This is a genomic window from Paraburkholderia sp. UCT2 (assembly GCF_014397665.1).
GTDB classification, from domain to species: domain Bacteria; phylum Pseudomonadota; class Gammaproteobacteria; order Burkholderiales; family Burkholderiaceae; genus Paraburkholderia; species Paraburkholderia tuberum.
Genome location: NZ_VZQO01000005.1, coordinates 79,191 through 94,061, shown reverse-complemented (window position 1 = coordinate 94,061; position 14,871 = coordinate 79,191). Strand labels below are relative to the sequence as shown.

The following is a 14,871-nucleotide window of genomic DNA, read 5'->3' as shown; positions in this document are numbered from 1 at the left end:
CGAGTAGCCCTTTTTTGCTAACCGCGGCACCACAGTCACCTCTACTCCGGCAGCAACGCCGCCAACACATTCACCGTCCTCGCCGTCGCCCCGCGATGCCTCGCCGCAAACGCGGCAGCCGCACCGCCCATCGCGAGCCGCCGCGACTTGTCGCCGAACAGCTCGCGCAGCGCGCGCGCCAGATCGGTCGGGTCCTGCACCTGCACGGCGGCACCGGCCGCGACCGCATCGGCGGTGGCTTGCGTGAAGTTGAACACGTGCGGCCCGATCAGCACCGGCACGCCGACCGCACACGCTTCGATCAGGTTCTGTCCGCCAAGCGGCAACAGACTGCCGCCGATAAACGCAAGATCCGACGCCGCGTAGTAAGCGCCCAACTCGCCCATCGAATCGCCGAGCAGCACGTTCACGTCGCGAGGCAGCGGCGCCACGCCATCGTCGGCGGTGCGCGCCGCCGACGCGACCTTCGCATCGGGCGCCCAACCCGATCGGCGTTCGAGCCGCAACCCCGCTTTCTCGACGAGCGCCGCGACTTCATTGAAGCGCTGCGGATGACGCGGCACCAGAATCAGCAGCGCATCGTCGATGCCGAGCGCCGCGAACGCCTCGAGCACGAGCGCTTCTTCGCCCTCGCGCGTGCTCGCCGCGACCCACACGGGCCGCGTGCCGATCGCCGCGCGCCACGCGTGGCCGCGTGCCGCGAGTTCGGGCGGCGTGCTCATGTCGAACTTCAGATTGCCGAGCACCGCGACATTGCGCGCGCCGAGCGAGGTCAACCGCTCGGCATCGGACGGACTCTGCGCGAGCACGCGCGCGAAGCCGCCGAACACGTCTTTCGTCGCGCCGCCGAATTTCGCCGCGCGCTTGAACGAACGCGCCGACATCCGCGCGTTGGTCAGCACGAGCGGCACGTCGGCGCGACGGCACTCGTCGATCAGGGTCGGCCACACCTCGGTTTCCATCACGAGACCGAGCGACGGCCGCCACCCGCGCAAGAAGCGCCGTACCGCATGCGGCATGTCGTACGGTAGATAACTGCGCAACACGCGGTCGCCGAAAATCTCGATGCCGGTCGCGCGGCCGCTCGGCGTCATGTGCGTAAGCAGAATGCGCGCGTCGGGGCGCGCCTTCATCAGCGCATCGATCAGCGGCTGCGCGGCGCGCGTCTCGCCGACCGACACCGCATGCACCCAGATCAACGGCGCGCTGTCCTCCAACAAGCGCCCGCGCGAATAACCGAAGCGCTCGCCGATATGCTCGCGATAGCCGCGCTCCTTACGCGAACGGATCAACAGACGCAGCACCGCCAGCGGCGCGATGAGCCACCAGAGCGCGCGATAGATCGCCCTTAGCATCGGCGCCCCGCGTGATGCGGAAAGCGCAGCGCGCTCACGCGCGCGATGCGGGCCGGCATCTGCCCGGCCCTCGAATCGACCGCCGCGCTCAAACCAGCGCCCTGCCCTTCAGGCGCTCGAGAATGCCGAGCGGCGCGCATTCCGGCTGCGCCATCGCCTTCACCGGCAGGAAGAAAGTCTGCTCCAGCATGAACTGGCCGGACATCACCGCATGCGAGGTCTGGTCGGAGAAGCACACCCACACGCTGCCCGGCGGAAACGGCATGGTCTGTTGCGGGCTCGTCTTCTGATAGTCGAGGTCGGCCTTCATGCCGTCGTGCAGACTGAGCATCAGATGATCGTATTCGCTGCGCAGCGATTTGGTCACGTGCAGCAGGTTCAGCAGCCACGCGGAGCCGGGCATCTGCGGCTTGATACGCGGCAGGAAGCGCTGCGCCATATCCTCGAACGGCTCGCCGACGCGCCATACGCGCGGCACGCCACGCGGATTGACGTTGGTGAACACGCGCAGGATGCGCTCGCCGTAATTCGGCCGCGACGGAAACGCGTCGACGTGCAGGCGGCTATCGTCCTTGCGCCACGAGGTTTCGCGAGTCTCGACCTGATGCAGCCGCAGGCTCGTCGGCGCGACCCGCAGCTTGCCGCTGTACTCGGGGAAGAGCCCGTCGACGAGCGTGCGCGCATTCGCCTGATAACGCGCGATCAACGCGCGCACCGCCGACTGCGTGACCGCATCGCCGGCCACGCCATGCAACGCGCCGCCGTTCGGTTCGAGGCTGATGTTCTTGCGGTTCGGATCGGCGAGCGCCGGGTCGAGCAGCGCCTGCTCGCCACCGTCGATCGCGAAGCGCAGGTTCGGGAAGTACAGCACCTTGCCGCGCTCGACGCCGGCGAGCAGCGTCTCTCGAGGCACGGACAGGTTGCAGCCGTGCCAGTCGGCGTTCGCTACTTCGATGATCTGGGTTTCGTTCATGGTCGCCCTTTGGAACGGAGGGTGCGCAAGGCGAAGCGCACCGACAGGATGCAGCAGGTGCTGATGCCGGCCGGCCCGGGTTACAACAGCCCGAAGCCGGCAAGCACCGACTTCACCTGCTGCAGCGTAGGCGGCTGCCCCGCCGCGCCGAGATTGACGACGTTCGGCGACCAGTAGCCGCCGGTGCGCCACGCGGTCGAGAAATTGTACAACTCGACCGTGGGCCGCTTCAGCGCCGCCGCGATATGGACCAGACCTGTGTCAACCCCGACCGTCGCGGCCGCGCCATCGATCAGCCCCACCACCGCCGGCAGCGACAGCTTCGGCGGCACGATCGCGGCCGCGCCGAACTCCTTCGCGAGCCGCTCGCTGGTCGCGCGCTCGGCGTCGCTGCCCCACGGCAGCACGATCGAAGCGCCGCGCCGCACCAGCGCCTGCCCGAGTTCGATCCACGCGGCATCGGGCCACTGCTTGTCGGCGCGCGAAGTCGCGTGCACGAACACCACGTACGGCACCGGCAGATTCAGATTCGCCTGCGACAGCGCGAGCGCGGCACGGCCCGTGTCGAGACCGAAGTCGATGTCGTCGGTGGGTTGCGGCGGCGGATCGTTCAGCGCCGCGGCCACCAGTTGACGCGTGCGTTCGACCACGTGCGTGCGCGGCGCGATCGGCACGCGCCGCCCGTAGAAAAAGCGCACCGGCCATTCGTAGCCGGCGCCTTCGGTACGGTTGCCGAGGCCGACGAGCGGTCCGCGCGCCATGTTCGCGAGCCACGCGGTCTTGATGAGGCCCTGGCAGTCGATCACCAGATCGTAGTGCTCGGCGGCGAGCGCGCGGCGAAACGCGCCGATCTCGCGCCAGTTGTCGACGGACAGGATGCGCTTGCGCCAGCGCCGCAGCGACACCGGAATCGCGCGCCGCACGCCGCTCACGAGTTCCACGAGCCCGACGAAGCTTTCCTCGACGAGCCAGTCGATCTGCGCGTCGGGATGACGGCGCCGGATGTCGGCAATCACGGGCATGTTGTGAACGACGTCGCCCAGCGACGACACCCTCACGATCAGTATCTTTTGCGCGCTCAAGAGTGGGAAAACCGGCGATCCGGCTCGAAGATGCGTTGAAAGGACCGCAATTCTAGCGCGCCGTCCACGAAAGACATGAAAAACGCGGCGCGGTAAGGCAACCCGCGCCGCGTTCGGTAGGGGCGACGCTTCGAGCCGTCTTGACGAACTTCGAAGCGCAGCGCCGCATCAGCCGTCAGAACGGCAGTTTCGCATCGGCCTTCTCCGCGAGAATCACGCGGCGGAAGTCGTCCTGGATGCGTTTGAGCGCTGCGTCGTTGTCGGCCTCGAAACGCATCACCACGACCGGCGTCGTGTTCGACGAACGCGCGAGGCCGAAGCCGTCCGGATACTCGACGCGCAGACCGTCGATCTTCACGACGTTGTCCGCGCCGGTGAACTTCGCGTTCTGCTGCATACGCGCGATCAGCTCGAAGTTCTCGCCTTCCTCGAGTTTCAGCTGCAGCTCGGGCGTGGAGTGCGAGTTCGGCAGCGAGTTCAGCAGCTTGCTCGGGTCGGCGACACGCGTGAGGATCTCGAGCAGACGCGCCCCCGTGTACAGGCCGTCGTCGAAACCATACCAGCGGTCCTTGAAGAACACGTGGCCGCTCATTTCGCCAGCCAGCGGCGCGCCGGTTTCGCGCAGCTTCGCCTTCACGAGCGAGTGGCCGGTCTTCCACATCAGCGGCTCGCCGCCCTTGTCCTTGACCCACTTCGCGAGATTGCGCGTGCACTTCACGTCGTAAATGATCTGCGCGCCCTTGTTGCGCGACAGCACTTCTTCGGCGAACAGCATCAGCTGACGGTCCGGGTAGATGATCTGGCCGTCTTTGGTGACGACGCCGAGGCGGTCGCCGTCGCCGTCGAACGCGAAGCCGATTTCCGCATCCGTTTCCTTCAGCGCGCGAATCACGTCTACGAGGTTCTCCGGGTGCGCCGGGTCCGGGTGGTGATTCGGGAAGTTGCCGTCGACTTCGGTGAACAGTTCGACGAGTTCGCAGCCGAGCTTCCTGAACAGCTTCGGCGCAAGCCCACCGGCCACGCCGTTGCCGGTATCGACGACGATCTTGATCGGACGCGCGAGCTTCACGTCGCTCGCGATGCGCTCGAGATACGCGTCGGCGATGTCGTACTCGGCGTAGCTGCCGCTGCCGTCGGCGAAGTTCTCGTCGACGATGCGCTGATGCAGCGCGAGAATCTGCTCGCCGTAAATGGCCGCGCCGCGCAGCACCATCTTGAAGCCGTTGTAGTCCGGCGGATTATGGCTACCCGTCACGACGATGCACGAGTCGACGCGGCGCTCGCCGCCCGCCAGTTTCAACGGAACGCTCGCCGCGAAGTAGCCGACCGGCGTGGGCACCATGCCCACGTTCACGACATCGACGCCGGCCGCACGCAGGCCGTCGGACAGCGCCCCGATCAGCTCGGGGCCCGACAGGCGTCCGTCGCGCGCGACCACGACCGCGTCGCCGCCCTGCGCGCGCACTTCGCTGCCGAATGCGCGACCGATGGAACGCGCGGCGTCGGCGTCGAGCGTCTTGCCAATGACGCCACGAATGTCATACGCCTTGAAAATGGATTTGGAGATCATGTTGGCTCACTTGCGTGCAATGGAAAATTTTGACCTGCGCACCGACCTCGACCGGTAACAATCGCCGGTTAAAACGCGGTAAAAATTCGCGTTAAAAACCACGGTAATACTCACGTTAAAAACACCTGTTACCGCGCCTCGATGCGCCCTTGCCGGAAGCGCTCCGGTTCCAACTTATAATTGCGTTTTTCTGACCAGCCTGAATACCGCCATTCTAATGCTTAGACGCCCTCCATTTGTAAAGTTGCCGTGGCTGCCGGCCGGGCGGGCGAATGCGCATAGCGCCGCATGCATGGCCGTGCGAGGCGGCTTGACCGACGCGCAGCGGCGAGCGGCCAACGGATGCTGACGGTCAAGCGCTTCGCCAATCCCGACGTCACCCGAGCGTTTTCGAACATCGTCTGGCTGGGTCTCGAGCGGCTCACGCAGATCGGCGTCGCAATCGTGATCAGCGGCATGCTCGCGCGTTACTTCGGGCCCGAAACGTTCGGCAAATGGCAGTACGCGAATACGCTGCTGCTGGTGCTGTCGCCGATCACCTGGGTCTGCGGCGCGGAAATCCTCGTACCGACCATCGTCAACCGGCCGCCCGAACAACTCGGTACCGTCCTCGGCAGCGCGTTCGCGTTGCGCTTCTCCGTCTCGGCCGTTGCGCTGCTGCTCACGTGGCTCGGCATTGCGCTGCACTTCTTCGAACCGCTCGTCGGTGCGATGCTCGCCGGCCTCGCGGTGACGATGCTGTTTCGCGAGCCGTTCGTCGGCGTGATCAACGCGTGGCTGCAAAGCATGACCTACAGCAAGCCGCAATTGCTGACCAGCATGAGCACCGCAGTGATCAAGGCGGCTCTCGTCTATCTGCTGGTGCGCGCGACGGCCGCGCCCGCGCGTTTCGGCTGGCTGTGGGCGCTCGAATCGGCGGCGATCGGCGCGGTGCTGTTGCTCTACTTCATGCGCCGGCATGGCGGCAAGCTGGGCTGGCATGTCGAACGTTCGCTCTTCAGGCACTTCGCGAGCGCGGGCACCGTGTTCTGGCTCGGGCTCATCTGTATGTATCTATTTCTGAAACTGGACCGGCTGATGCTCGAGCGCGCGATTTCGTTCGCCGACCTCGGTCGCTACTCGGCCGCCCAGCAGTTGAATGAAAACTGGATCACGCTCGCGCTGATGCTCGCGCAAACCATTGCGCCCGCATTCGTCTACCGCGTGCAAGGCATCGCGCAACTGCGCCGCAACATGTGGCGGCTCACCGCGCTGAGCGCCGTGCTGATGGTGTGCGGCGCGTTCGTGCTCGATCTGCTCGCGGGCTTCATCATCCGCCGTGTGTTCGGGCCGGACTTCGAAGGCGCGATCGAAATCTTCCGCTGGGCCGTGTGGCTGTCGGTGCCCGCCGGCGTCGAGGCGATCAGCAATCTGGTCGTGCTCAAATATCAGGCCAGGTTCGTGTTGCTCACCAAGTGGCTGCTCGCGCTCGCCGTCGCGTTCGCGGTCAATCTGCTGGCGATCCCGCGGCTCGGCGCGTATGGCGCGCTCGTCGGCCTCGCGGCCGGCTATCTGGCGGCCGTCTCGGTCAATCTTTATTACATCCGTTTCAAATTGCGCCCATGACGAATTCATCCGCCACCGCGCAAACCACGCTCGACGACGTCGCGGTGCTGATACCCGCCTATAACGGTCAGGCGGACGTCGATTCTACGCTCGCGTCGTTCGAAGAAAGTGCGCTGGTGCACGTACTGATCGTCGATGACGGCAGCACGCCGCCGATCGTCGCGCCCACGCTGCCGAACCTGAAGATCGAAGTGCTGCGCATGGCGCAGAACGGCGGCATCGAGCGTGCGCTGCGAACCGGCATCGACGCGCTCGCGCAGCGCGGCTTTCGCTATGCGGCGCGCATCGACGCGGGCGATCGCGCGGTGCCGCGGCGGCTTGCGAAGCAGCGCGCGTTCATGGAAGCGCATCCGAACGTGGCGGGCCTCGGCATGTGGACCCAGGTCGTCACGCGCGCGGGCGAACCGCTTTTCATGCTGACGCCGCCGGCCGAGTCGAACGTGATCCGGCGCCAGCGCTTTTTCCGCTCGTGCCTCGCGCATCCGTCGATGATGCTGCGTATCGATGCCGTCCGCACAGTCGGCAACTACCGCGCCGCGTATCGTTCGGCGGAGGACCTCGATCTGTTCGTACGTCTGATGGAACGCTATGACTGCGCGAATCTGCCGGAACTCGGCCTTTTCTATGAGCTGAACGAAGGCGGCATCAGCGCGACGAAACGGCGCCGGCAGATCGGCTCGACGCTGCGCTTGCAGTTGCGCTACTTCAACGTGGCCAATCCTTACGACTGGTTGGGCCTCGCGAAGAATCTGTTGCATCTGATGCTGCCTTATCGCACGTTACAGCGGGTCAAGCGCGCGCTGCTCACGCCGCGCGCGAGCCGTTGAGTCGCGCCGCGTGTGAGCGCTGTCGTTGTCGTTGTCGTTGTCGTTGCCGCTGTCGCTTCATTCGCTGAGGTTCGCGCCGCATCGTAGGGCGCTGTCTTCGTATCAATGGTCCACACTTCATTCAACGCCCGGCATTTCTTCGCATGAAGCCCTCTTTCAAGTCGACGCCCGCGCTACGCATTACACTCGTTTGCAACACGGCCTGGGCAATCTATACCTATCGGCAAGGGCTGATCCGCACGCTGATCGGGCGCGGCGTCGACGTGACGGTGCTCGCGCCGCGCGACCGCACGTTCGAGTTGCTCGCCGCGATGGGCTGCCGTTGCATCGAGCTGCCGATGGCGTCGAAGGGCACGAGTCCGGGCGAAGATCTGCGCACGCTCGTCGCGCTGTATCGGCAGTACAGGACCATCCGTCCGCATGTCGTGTTTCACTACACGATCAAGCCGAACATCTACGGCTCGATCGCGGCGAAGCTGGCTGGCGTGCAGTCGGTGGCGGTCACCACCGGGCTCGGCTACGTGTTCATCCAGCACAGCCGCGCCGCGCAGATCGCCAAAAGGCTGTATCGTTTTGCGTTCCGCTTTCCGCGTGAAGTGTGGTTCCTGAATCGCGACGATCAGGCCGCGTTCATCGACGGCAAGCTGCTCGTGCATCCGGAGCGCGCGCGGCTGTTGCACGGCGAGGGCGTCGATCTCGAGCAGTTCGCGTTCACGCCGCTGCGCGAGCGCGCGGAGTTTCGCTTCGTGCTGATCGGGCGGCTGCTGTGGGACAAAGGCGTCGGCGAATACGTCGAGGCCGCGCGGCAATTGCGCGCGCGCTACCGCCACGCGCGCTTTCAACTGCTCGGGCCGGTCGGCGTCGACAATCCGAGCGCGATCACGCGCGACGAAGTCGCCGCGTGGGAACAGGAAGGCGTGATCGAATATCTGGGCGAGGCGCACGACGTGCGGCCGTTCATCGCCGATGCCGATTGCGTGGTGCTGCCGTCGTATCGCGAAGGCGTGCCGCGCACGCTGATGGAAGCGTCGGCGATGGGCCGGCCGATCGTCGCGACCGACGTGCCCGGCTGCCGCGAGGTGGTGGCCGACGGCGTCAACGGCTTGTTGTGCGAAGCGCGCAATGCGCAGAGCCTTGCCGCGAGTCTCGCGCGCATGCTCGACATGAGCGGCGCGGAGCGGCGCGCGATGGCGGAACGCGGCCGGCAGAAAGTCGCAACCGAATTCGACGAACGCATGGTCGTCGAAACCTATAAAGACCTGGTGCAAAAAATCACGGGTGTTTTACTTTAATGGGAGCAACAGCATGACCACGAAGGGCACGATTCTGGTAACGGGCGGCGCGGGTTTCATCGGCTCGCACACCTGCGTCGAACTGCTGAACGGCGGCTACGACGTCGCGGTGATCGACAACCTCGTGAACAGCAAGCGCGAAGCGTTGCGGCGCGTCGAGAAAATAACCGGCCGTGCGGTGAGCTTCTACGACGACGACGCGCGCGACGCAGCCGCGCTGCAGCGGATTTTCGATGCGCATCCGATCACCGGCGCGATCCATTTCGCTGCGCTGAAAGCGGTCGGCGAGTCGGTCGCGAAGCCGATCGAGTACTACGCGAACAACGTCGGCAGCCTGCTGACGCTACTCGGCGTGATGCGCGATCGCAACGTCAAGCAGTTCGTGTTCAGTTCGTCGGCAACGGTGTACGGCGTGCCGAAGAGCTCGCCTATCGACGAATCGTTCCCGCTGTCGGCGACCAATCCGTATGGTCAATCGAAGCTGATCGCCGAGCAGATCCTGCGCGATCTCGAAGTGTCGGACCCCTCGTGGCGCATCGCGACGCTGCGCTACTTCAATCCGGTCGGCGCGCACGAAAGTGGCCTGATCGGCGAAGATCCGGCCGGCATTCCGAACAACCTGATGCCGTACGTCGCACAGGTGGCGGTCGGCAAGCTCGACAAGCTGCGCGTGTTCGGCGGCGACTACGAGACGCCCGACGGCACCGGCGTGCGCGACTACATCCACGTGGTCGATCTCGCGCGCGGGCATCTCGCCGCGCTCGATGCGCTCGTCGAGCGCGATGCGAGCTTCGTCGTCAATCTCGGCACGGGCCAGGGCTATAGCGTGCTCGACGTGGTGCGCTCGTTCGAGAAGGCGTCGGGGCGGCCGGTGCCGTACGAGATCGTCGCGCGCCGCCCGGGCGACGTCGCGCAGTGTTTCGCGGACCCGAGCGCGGCCGAGAAAATCATCGGCTGGCGCGCGCAGTTCGGCATCGAGCGCATGTGCGCGGACCACTGGCGCTGGCAGTCGACGAATCCGCAGGGGTTTGCATAAAGCGCTTCGGCACCGGCGCATCCCGTTAAAAAAAATGGCGGCGGCATTCGCGTAGCGCGGATGCCGCCGCCGTTTGCTTTGGCGCTCACCTCGTCAGAACGGTGAGCGCCGTGGCTGCTGAACGCGTTACGCCGTTGCCCCATCCAGCTGGAACACCGCGACCGCATCACGCAACGCCATCGCATGCTCCTCCAGCGACTTCGCCGCGGCCGCCGCCTGCTCGACGAGGGCCGCGTTGTGCTGCGTGACCTCGTCGATCTGCGACACCGCCTTGTTGACCTGCTCGATGCCGTCGCTCTGTTCGAGCGCCGACGCCTCGATCTCGCTCATCACGCCGGTCACGCGCTCGACGGCCGTCAGCGCTTCCTGAATCGTCTTCTGCGCATCCGACACCAGCGACGCACCCTCCTCGACCTTCGCCGCCGATTCGCCGATCAGCTCCTTGATCTCCTTGGCCGCCGCGCCCGAGCGCTGCGCGAGGCTGCGCACTTCCGAGGCGACCACCGCGAAGCCGCGTCCCTGCTCGCCCGCGCGCGCCGCTTCGACGGCCGCGTTCAACGCGAGAATGTTGGTCTGGAACGCGATCCCCTCGATCATGCCGATGATCTCCGTGACCTTGCGCGACGACTCGCTGATGCCGTCCATCGTCTCCGTCACGCGCGACACCACCTTGCCGCCGCGCGTGACCGTATCGAGCGCGCCGTGCGCGAGGCGGTTCGCCTGCCTGGCGTTGTCGGCGTTCTGTTTCACGGTCGCCGACAGCTGCTCCATGCTCGCCGCGGTCTGCTGCAGCGCGGCCGCCTGCTGCTCGGTGCGCGCCGACAGATCGGCATTGCCCGACGCGATTTCGTTCGCGCCCTGCGTGATCGCGCTCGTGCTGCCGCGCACCTTGCCGACCGTTTCGACGAGGCCGTCGCGCATCCGCGTCAGTGCGCCGAGTAGCTGGCCCATCTCGTTGCGCGATTTCACCTTGATCGCGCCGCTCAGGTCGCCGGCCGCGATGCGCTCGAAGTGCTTGACCGTCGCGTTGACCGGCTTGATCAGCGCCGACGACAATGCGACGCGCGCGCCCACCGCGATCACGAGCGCGATCACCGCGATCGCGCCGAACAGCACTGTCGCGAGCTGGAAGCGTCGCGCGCCGGTCGCGGCCTGCTGATGCTGATTGTCCATCTGCGCTTTTTCGAGCGCGTCGATCGCTTTCGAGTAGGACGCGTACAGGCTGTTCGCCGTGTCGCCCTGGATGTTGCGGAAGGTGTTGAAGTCGAAGTCGGTCAATGCCTTGAATTCCGGTTCGATCGCCTTGTCGACGAGCGCCGCGCGCGCGTCGCCGACGCTCTGCGCGAGCTTGCGCTCGGCGTCGCTCTCGAACGGGCCGGCCATGTAGTTGCGGAAGTCGTTGTTCGATTCGAGCAGCACCTTGTGCGCGGCCGGCAGCAGATCGTCGGTCTGCTTGCCGACGCTGAACAAGGTCTGATAGGTGCCCAATGCGAGCTGCACCTGCAGAAGCTTCTCGGAACTCGCCTTCAGATGCGACAGCGCGACCGCACTGCGCTGCGTGTCGTCGAGGCTGTCGTTGGCGAGCTTCAGCGCGCCGTAGCCGACAGCGATCACCGTCAGAAGGAAGGCGACGAATACGCTGATCACGAGCGTCAGTCCGCCACGAATTGTGATGTTATTAAGCATTGGGTCTCCGGAACGCCTTTGTTGCGCGCGACTTACACTTCGTCGCATCCAGGTTTACGGTTGCGGCGCGCGCGCGCCGCATAGGGGGAATCCATGAGGAGCGAGCGCTCACGGGCCTGTGCGGGCCACTTCGGTCTCGCTATCTGGGATTTTTTGCCGGCCTGGATGAAAGCTTCGCGCCCGTGCCGCGCGCCGGCCGCCGCACGTTTCGTTTGTATAATTCCGCGTCTTCGCTCAGGCCCACTTTCATGCTTAGTTTTGCGCTCGGCTTTCTCGTCTCTCTGCTGATCACGCTGTTGATCGTGCGCTATGCGCATCTGCATGAAAAGTTCTCGACCGACACCGATCTGGCCGGCGTCCAGAAATTCCACGTGCGGCCGGTGCCGCGCATCGGCGGGACTGGGATTCTGGTCGGGCTGATCGTCTCCGCGGTGCAGTTGCATCGCGCGTATCCGGCCGTATCGGGCAGCATTCTCGGGTTGATCGCGTGCGGCATGCCGGCGTTCGGCTCGGGGCTCGTCGAGGATCTGACCAAGCGCGTGTCGCCGCTCGCACGCCTGATCTGCACGATGGCGGCCGCCGCGCTCGCCTGGTTCTTTCTCGACATCGCGGTCACGCGCATCAGCGTGCCGCCGCTCGACTTTCTGCTGTCATATGCGGCGATCTCGTTCGTGGTCACGGTGCTCGCGGTCGCCGCGCTCGCCAACGCGATCAATATCATCGACGGCTTCAACGGCCTCGCGTCGATGGTCGCGTTCATGATGTTCGCGTCGCTCGCATATGTGGCGTTCCAGGTGCACGACCCGGTCGTGCTGTCCGCGTCGTTCATGATGATGGGCGCGGTGCTCGGCTTCTTCATCTGGAACTTCCCGGCCGGGCTGATTTTTCTCGGCGACGGCGGTGCTTACTTCATCGGCTTCATGCTCGCCGAGCTGTCGATCCTGCTCGTGATGCGCAATCGCGACGTATCCGCGTGGTATCCGGTGCTGCTCTTCATGTACCCGATCTTCGAGACCTGCTTCTCGATCTACCGCAAGAAGTTCATTCGCGGCATGTCGCCGGGCATCCCGGATGGCGTGCATCTGCATATGCTGGTCTACAAGCGGCTGATGCGCTGGGCGGTCGGCGCGCGCACCGCGCGCGAGCTGACGCGCCGCAACTCGCTGACGTCGCCGTATCTGTGGCTGCTGTGCCTGATTGCGGTCGTGCCGGCGACGCTGTTCTGGCGGCACACGCTGCATCTGTTCTGCTTCGTCGTGGTGTTCGCGGCGACTTATGTGTGGCTTTACGTGAGCATCGTGCGGTTCAAGTCGCCGCGGTGGATGGTGGTGAGGAAGGGGAAGCGGTGAGCAGAAACGACAAAGGCTGAAATCGGCTCACTCGGCTCGAAATGTAGCAATAAATCCTCTCTTCACGAGATTCCTCCAAATTCATCAATGCACGGGATAAACAAAAGCCCCGCCGCCGGGGCTTTCGTCTACCTCGTGCGATACCACCGCCATAGCTTCAGGATCGCCACATACGCCAGCGCCGCCACGATCAGTTCGATAGTCACCCACACCCCGATATACAAATCTTCGGGGTCGCGGACACCGAGCCAATCCGAAGCCCCCCACCATGCTCGCGCTTCACCTTCTGTCCACTGATGGGATATCCGGACATAACGAAATGAAAGAAGAAACAACCCGATAAACAGCGCGATCTTGAAGAGCCTACCGACAAGTGTTGCCATATGTGATGACCTCAATTGTTCCGTAAGCGCGAAGCCCCGAAATGCCGGCAGGGATCGTCATGGTGTGCAGGAGTGAGTTGCGGATTCTCAGGAAATCCGTACGGCTCGGCAGGGTAATGCAGCCAAGCGAAACACCCTGACCACCTGCCGGATGCAACCGGAACTGGCCACGCTTGACGCCATTGACCCATGTCCAGTCATCAATCACACCATCGTCACGATATAGCGCGAACCATTCGTTGTGATCGGTTGGCCTCCCATCATAGGCATTAAACGCATCTTTTATCCACGCTAAAGCCCTGGAGCCTACACCGCCAGCGGGACGCGCGACGATCCAGTATTTACCAGCGGGAATTGGCCCTTTGCCCACCACCGCCGTGCAGCCGCCCCGATTGCGATATTGCTGATCACCCGAAAACGCGTCGAATGTGCCAATGCCATTAATGGTGAGCGGTGACAGCGGCGCGTTGTTCACGAGAAATTTGCCGAAGTAAGCCATGTTTCACGCCTCCTGATTGCGCTGGCTGTAGGTCATTCTCCTGCATAGGCTCCTCCCGTTGGTGAACCTTGACCGTAACCGCGCGGGCCGCTGGCGCGCTACAGGTCGATTCCGGATTTGCCGCCTCTTTCGCCTGGAAAAAAACGCGCCTCAAGGGCGCGCAAAACCTTTGCATCACAGAAAAAGAGCCAATAGAGCCGCCACCTCAGCGGGAGTGACATACTGGGTGGCGACGGTTCAATGCTAGGTGTATGTGCCGGGCGCAGGCTTCAGACAACTCCGAAACGCCGAGGCGTGCGCGATGGTCGTCAACTTTCCAAGGCAGAAAAAAGCCCCGTCGCCGAGGCTTTCATCTACGTCGTGCGAAACCACCGCCATAGCTTCATGATCGCCACATACGCCAGCGCCGCCGCGATCAGTTCAATCGTTACCCACACCACGAAATACAAATCTTCGGGATCGCGAACACCGAGCCAGCGCGAAGCAGCAAACCACGCGCGCGACTCGCTTTCTGTCCACTCATAGGGGTACGGACGGACATAGAGCAGGGAGAGACAGAACAGGCCGATAAACAGGGCGACCTTGAACACCCTACGGGCAAGTGTTGCCATATGTGATGATCTCAATTGTTCCGTGGGCGAGAAGGCCCGAACAGCGCGCGGGAATTTTGACGGTGTGCAGCAGCGCGTTGCGGATTTTCATGAAGTCGCTATGGCTCGGCAGCGTGATGCAGCCAAGCGAAATCCCGCGTCCGCCTGCCGGATGCAAACGGAACTGCCCGCGTTTGACGCCATTGATCCACGTCACATCATCAATCGTCCCATCATCACGATATAGCGCGAACCATTCACCGTGATTCGATGGGTGACCCATTGCTGCATTCCACTCATCTTTTGCCCATGCAAACACCTGAGAACGGATGCCGCCCGTGGGGCGGTCAACGATCCAGTATTTACCGGCAGGAAGCGGCCCATCATTAGGCACCATCGTGCAGCCGCCCCGATTGCGGTATTGATTGTTGCCTGAATACGCGTTGAACGTGCCGATGCCAAAAATGGTGAGCGGTGATAGGAGTTCGTTATTCACGAGAAATTTGCCCGTGTAGGCCACGTGTCACGCCTCCTGATTGCGCTGGCTGTAGGTCATCGCGTTCTGCATAGGTTCCTTCCGTTGGTGAACCTTGACCATAAGCGCGCGTGCCGCTGGCGCGCTAC

At 64.2% G+C, this 14,871-nt stretch carries 14 protein-coding genes; 5 read left to right on the top strand and 9 right to left on the bottom strand.

Annotated elements, in window-relative coordinates:
- Positions 1-41: 41 nt before the first annotated feature.
- From waaA to F6X39_RS06055, 4 genes are all read right to left on the bottom strand, one after another.
- Entirely contained in the window at positions 42-1,355 is a 1,314-nt protein-coding gene (waaA, locus tag F6X39_RS06070; protein ID WP_187615960.1) for a lipid IV(A) 3-deoxy-D-manno-octulosonic acid transferase, read from the bottom strand.
- A gap of 88 nt (positions 1,356-1,443) precedes the next feature.
- Positions 1,444-2,328 (bottom strand): Kdo hydroxylase family protein, encoded by an 885-nt coding sequence (locus F6X39_RS06065; RefSeq protein ID WP_187615959.1) that lies wholly within the window; start codon positions 2,326-2,328, stop codon positions 1,444-1,446.
- Between the two features lie 80 nt (positions 2,329-2,408).
- The gene (waaC, locus tag F6X39_RS06060) at positions 2,409-3,410 is read right to left on the bottom strand and encodes a lipopolysaccharide heptosyltransferase I (RefSeq protein ID WP_184059725.1); all 1,002 of its coding nucleotides are present in this window, start codon (positions 3,408-3,410) and stop codon (positions 2,409-2,411) included.
- 175 nt (positions 3,411-3,585) lie between these two features.
- The gene (locus tag F6X39_RS06055; protein WP_187615958.1) at positions 3,586-4,980 is read right to left on the bottom strand and encodes a phosphomannomutase/phosphoglucomutase; all 1,395 of its coding nucleotides are present in this window, start codon (positions 4,978-4,980) and stop codon (positions 3,586-3,588) included.
- Between the two features lie 342 nt (positions 4,981-5,322).
- Here F6X39_RS06055 and F6X39_RS06050 point away from each other — a divergent pair, with 342 nt between their 5' ends.
- The 4 genes from F6X39_RS06050 (at position 5,323) to galE (ending at position 9,740) form a co-directional block, all read left to right on the top strand.
- Entirely contained in the window at positions 5,323-6,585 is a 1,263-nt protein-coding gene (locus F6X39_RS06050) for an oligosaccharide flippase family protein (RefSeq protein ID WP_187615957.1), read from the top strand.
- A complete protein-coding gene (locus F6X39_RS06045; RefSeq protein WP_187615956.1) occupies positions 6,582-7,412 on the top strand; it encodes a glycosyltransferase in 831 nt (276 codons plus the stop codon). Before F6X39_RS06050 ends, F6X39_RS06045 begins: the two co-directional genes overlap by 4 nt.
- Before the next feature lie 143 nt (positions 7,413-7,555).
- Positions 7,556-8,704, top strand: coding sequence for a glycosyltransferase family 4 protein (locus F6X39_RS06040; RefSeq protein ID WP_184059731.1), 1,149 nt, complete (start codon positions 7,556-7,558; stop codon positions 8,702-8,704).
- 13 nt (positions 8,705-8,717) lie between these two features.
- Positions 8,718-9,740, top strand: a complete 1,023-nt coding sequence (gene galE / locus F6X39_RS06035; RefSeq protein WP_184045471.1) for a UDP-glucose 4-epimerase GalE — start codon at positions 8,718-8,720, stop codon at positions 9,738-9,740.
- A gap of 126 nt (positions 9,741-9,866) precedes the next feature.
- Here the strand turns inward: galE and F6X39_RS06030 are convergent, their stop codons facing one another.
- On the bottom strand, positions 9,867-11,426 hold the full coding sequence (locus F6X39_RS06030; RefSeq protein ID WP_187615955.1) for a methyl-accepting chemotaxis protein: 1,560 nt from the start codon (positions 11,424-11,426) through the stop codon (positions 9,867-9,869).
- A gap of 248 nt (positions 11,427-11,674) precedes the next feature.
- On the opposite strand from F6X39_RS06030, the gene F6X39_RS06025 reads away from it, so the two are divergent.
- Positions 11,675-12,775 (top strand): MraY family glycosyltransferase, encoded by a 1,101-nt coding sequence (locus F6X39_RS06025; RefSeq protein WP_090803345.1) that lies wholly within the window; start codon positions 11,675-11,677, stop codon positions 12,773-12,775.
- 128 nt (positions 12,776-12,903) lie between these two features.
- Here the strand turns inward: F6X39_RS06025 and F6X39_RS06020 are convergent, their stop codons facing one another.
- The 4 genes from F6X39_RS06020 to F6X39_RS06005 form a co-directional block, all read right to left on the bottom strand.
- On the bottom strand, positions 12,904-13,158 hold the full coding sequence (locus tag F6X39_RS06020) for a hypothetical protein (protein ID WP_187615954.1): 255 nt from the start codon (positions 13,156-13,158) through the stop codon (positions 12,904-12,906).
- Positions 13,139-13,657 carry a DUF2778 domain-containing protein gene (locus tag F6X39_RS06015; RefSeq protein WP_187615953.1) on the bottom strand — a complete coding sequence of 173 codons (519 nt, stop codon included), beginning with the start codon at positions 13,655-13,657 and terminating at the stop codon, positions 13,139-13,141. Before F6X39_RS06015 ends, F6X39_RS06020 begins: the two co-directional genes overlap by 20 nt.
- 353 nt (positions 13,658-14,010) lie before the next feature.
- On the bottom strand, positions 14,011-14,268 hold the full coding sequence (locus F6X39_RS06010; protein ID WP_187615952.1) for a hypothetical protein: 258 nt from the start codon (positions 14,266-14,268) through the stop codon (positions 14,011-14,013).
- Positions 14,249-14,767 carry a DUF2778 domain-containing protein gene (locus F6X39_RS06005; protein WP_187615951.1) on the bottom strand — a complete coding sequence of 173 codons (519 nt, stop codon included), beginning with the start codon at positions 14,765-14,767 and terminating at the stop codon, positions 14,249-14,251. The genes F6X39_RS06010 and F6X39_RS06005 overlap by 20 nt, the downstream gene beginning before the upstream one ends.
- Positions 14,768-14,871: the final 104 nt, after the last annotated feature.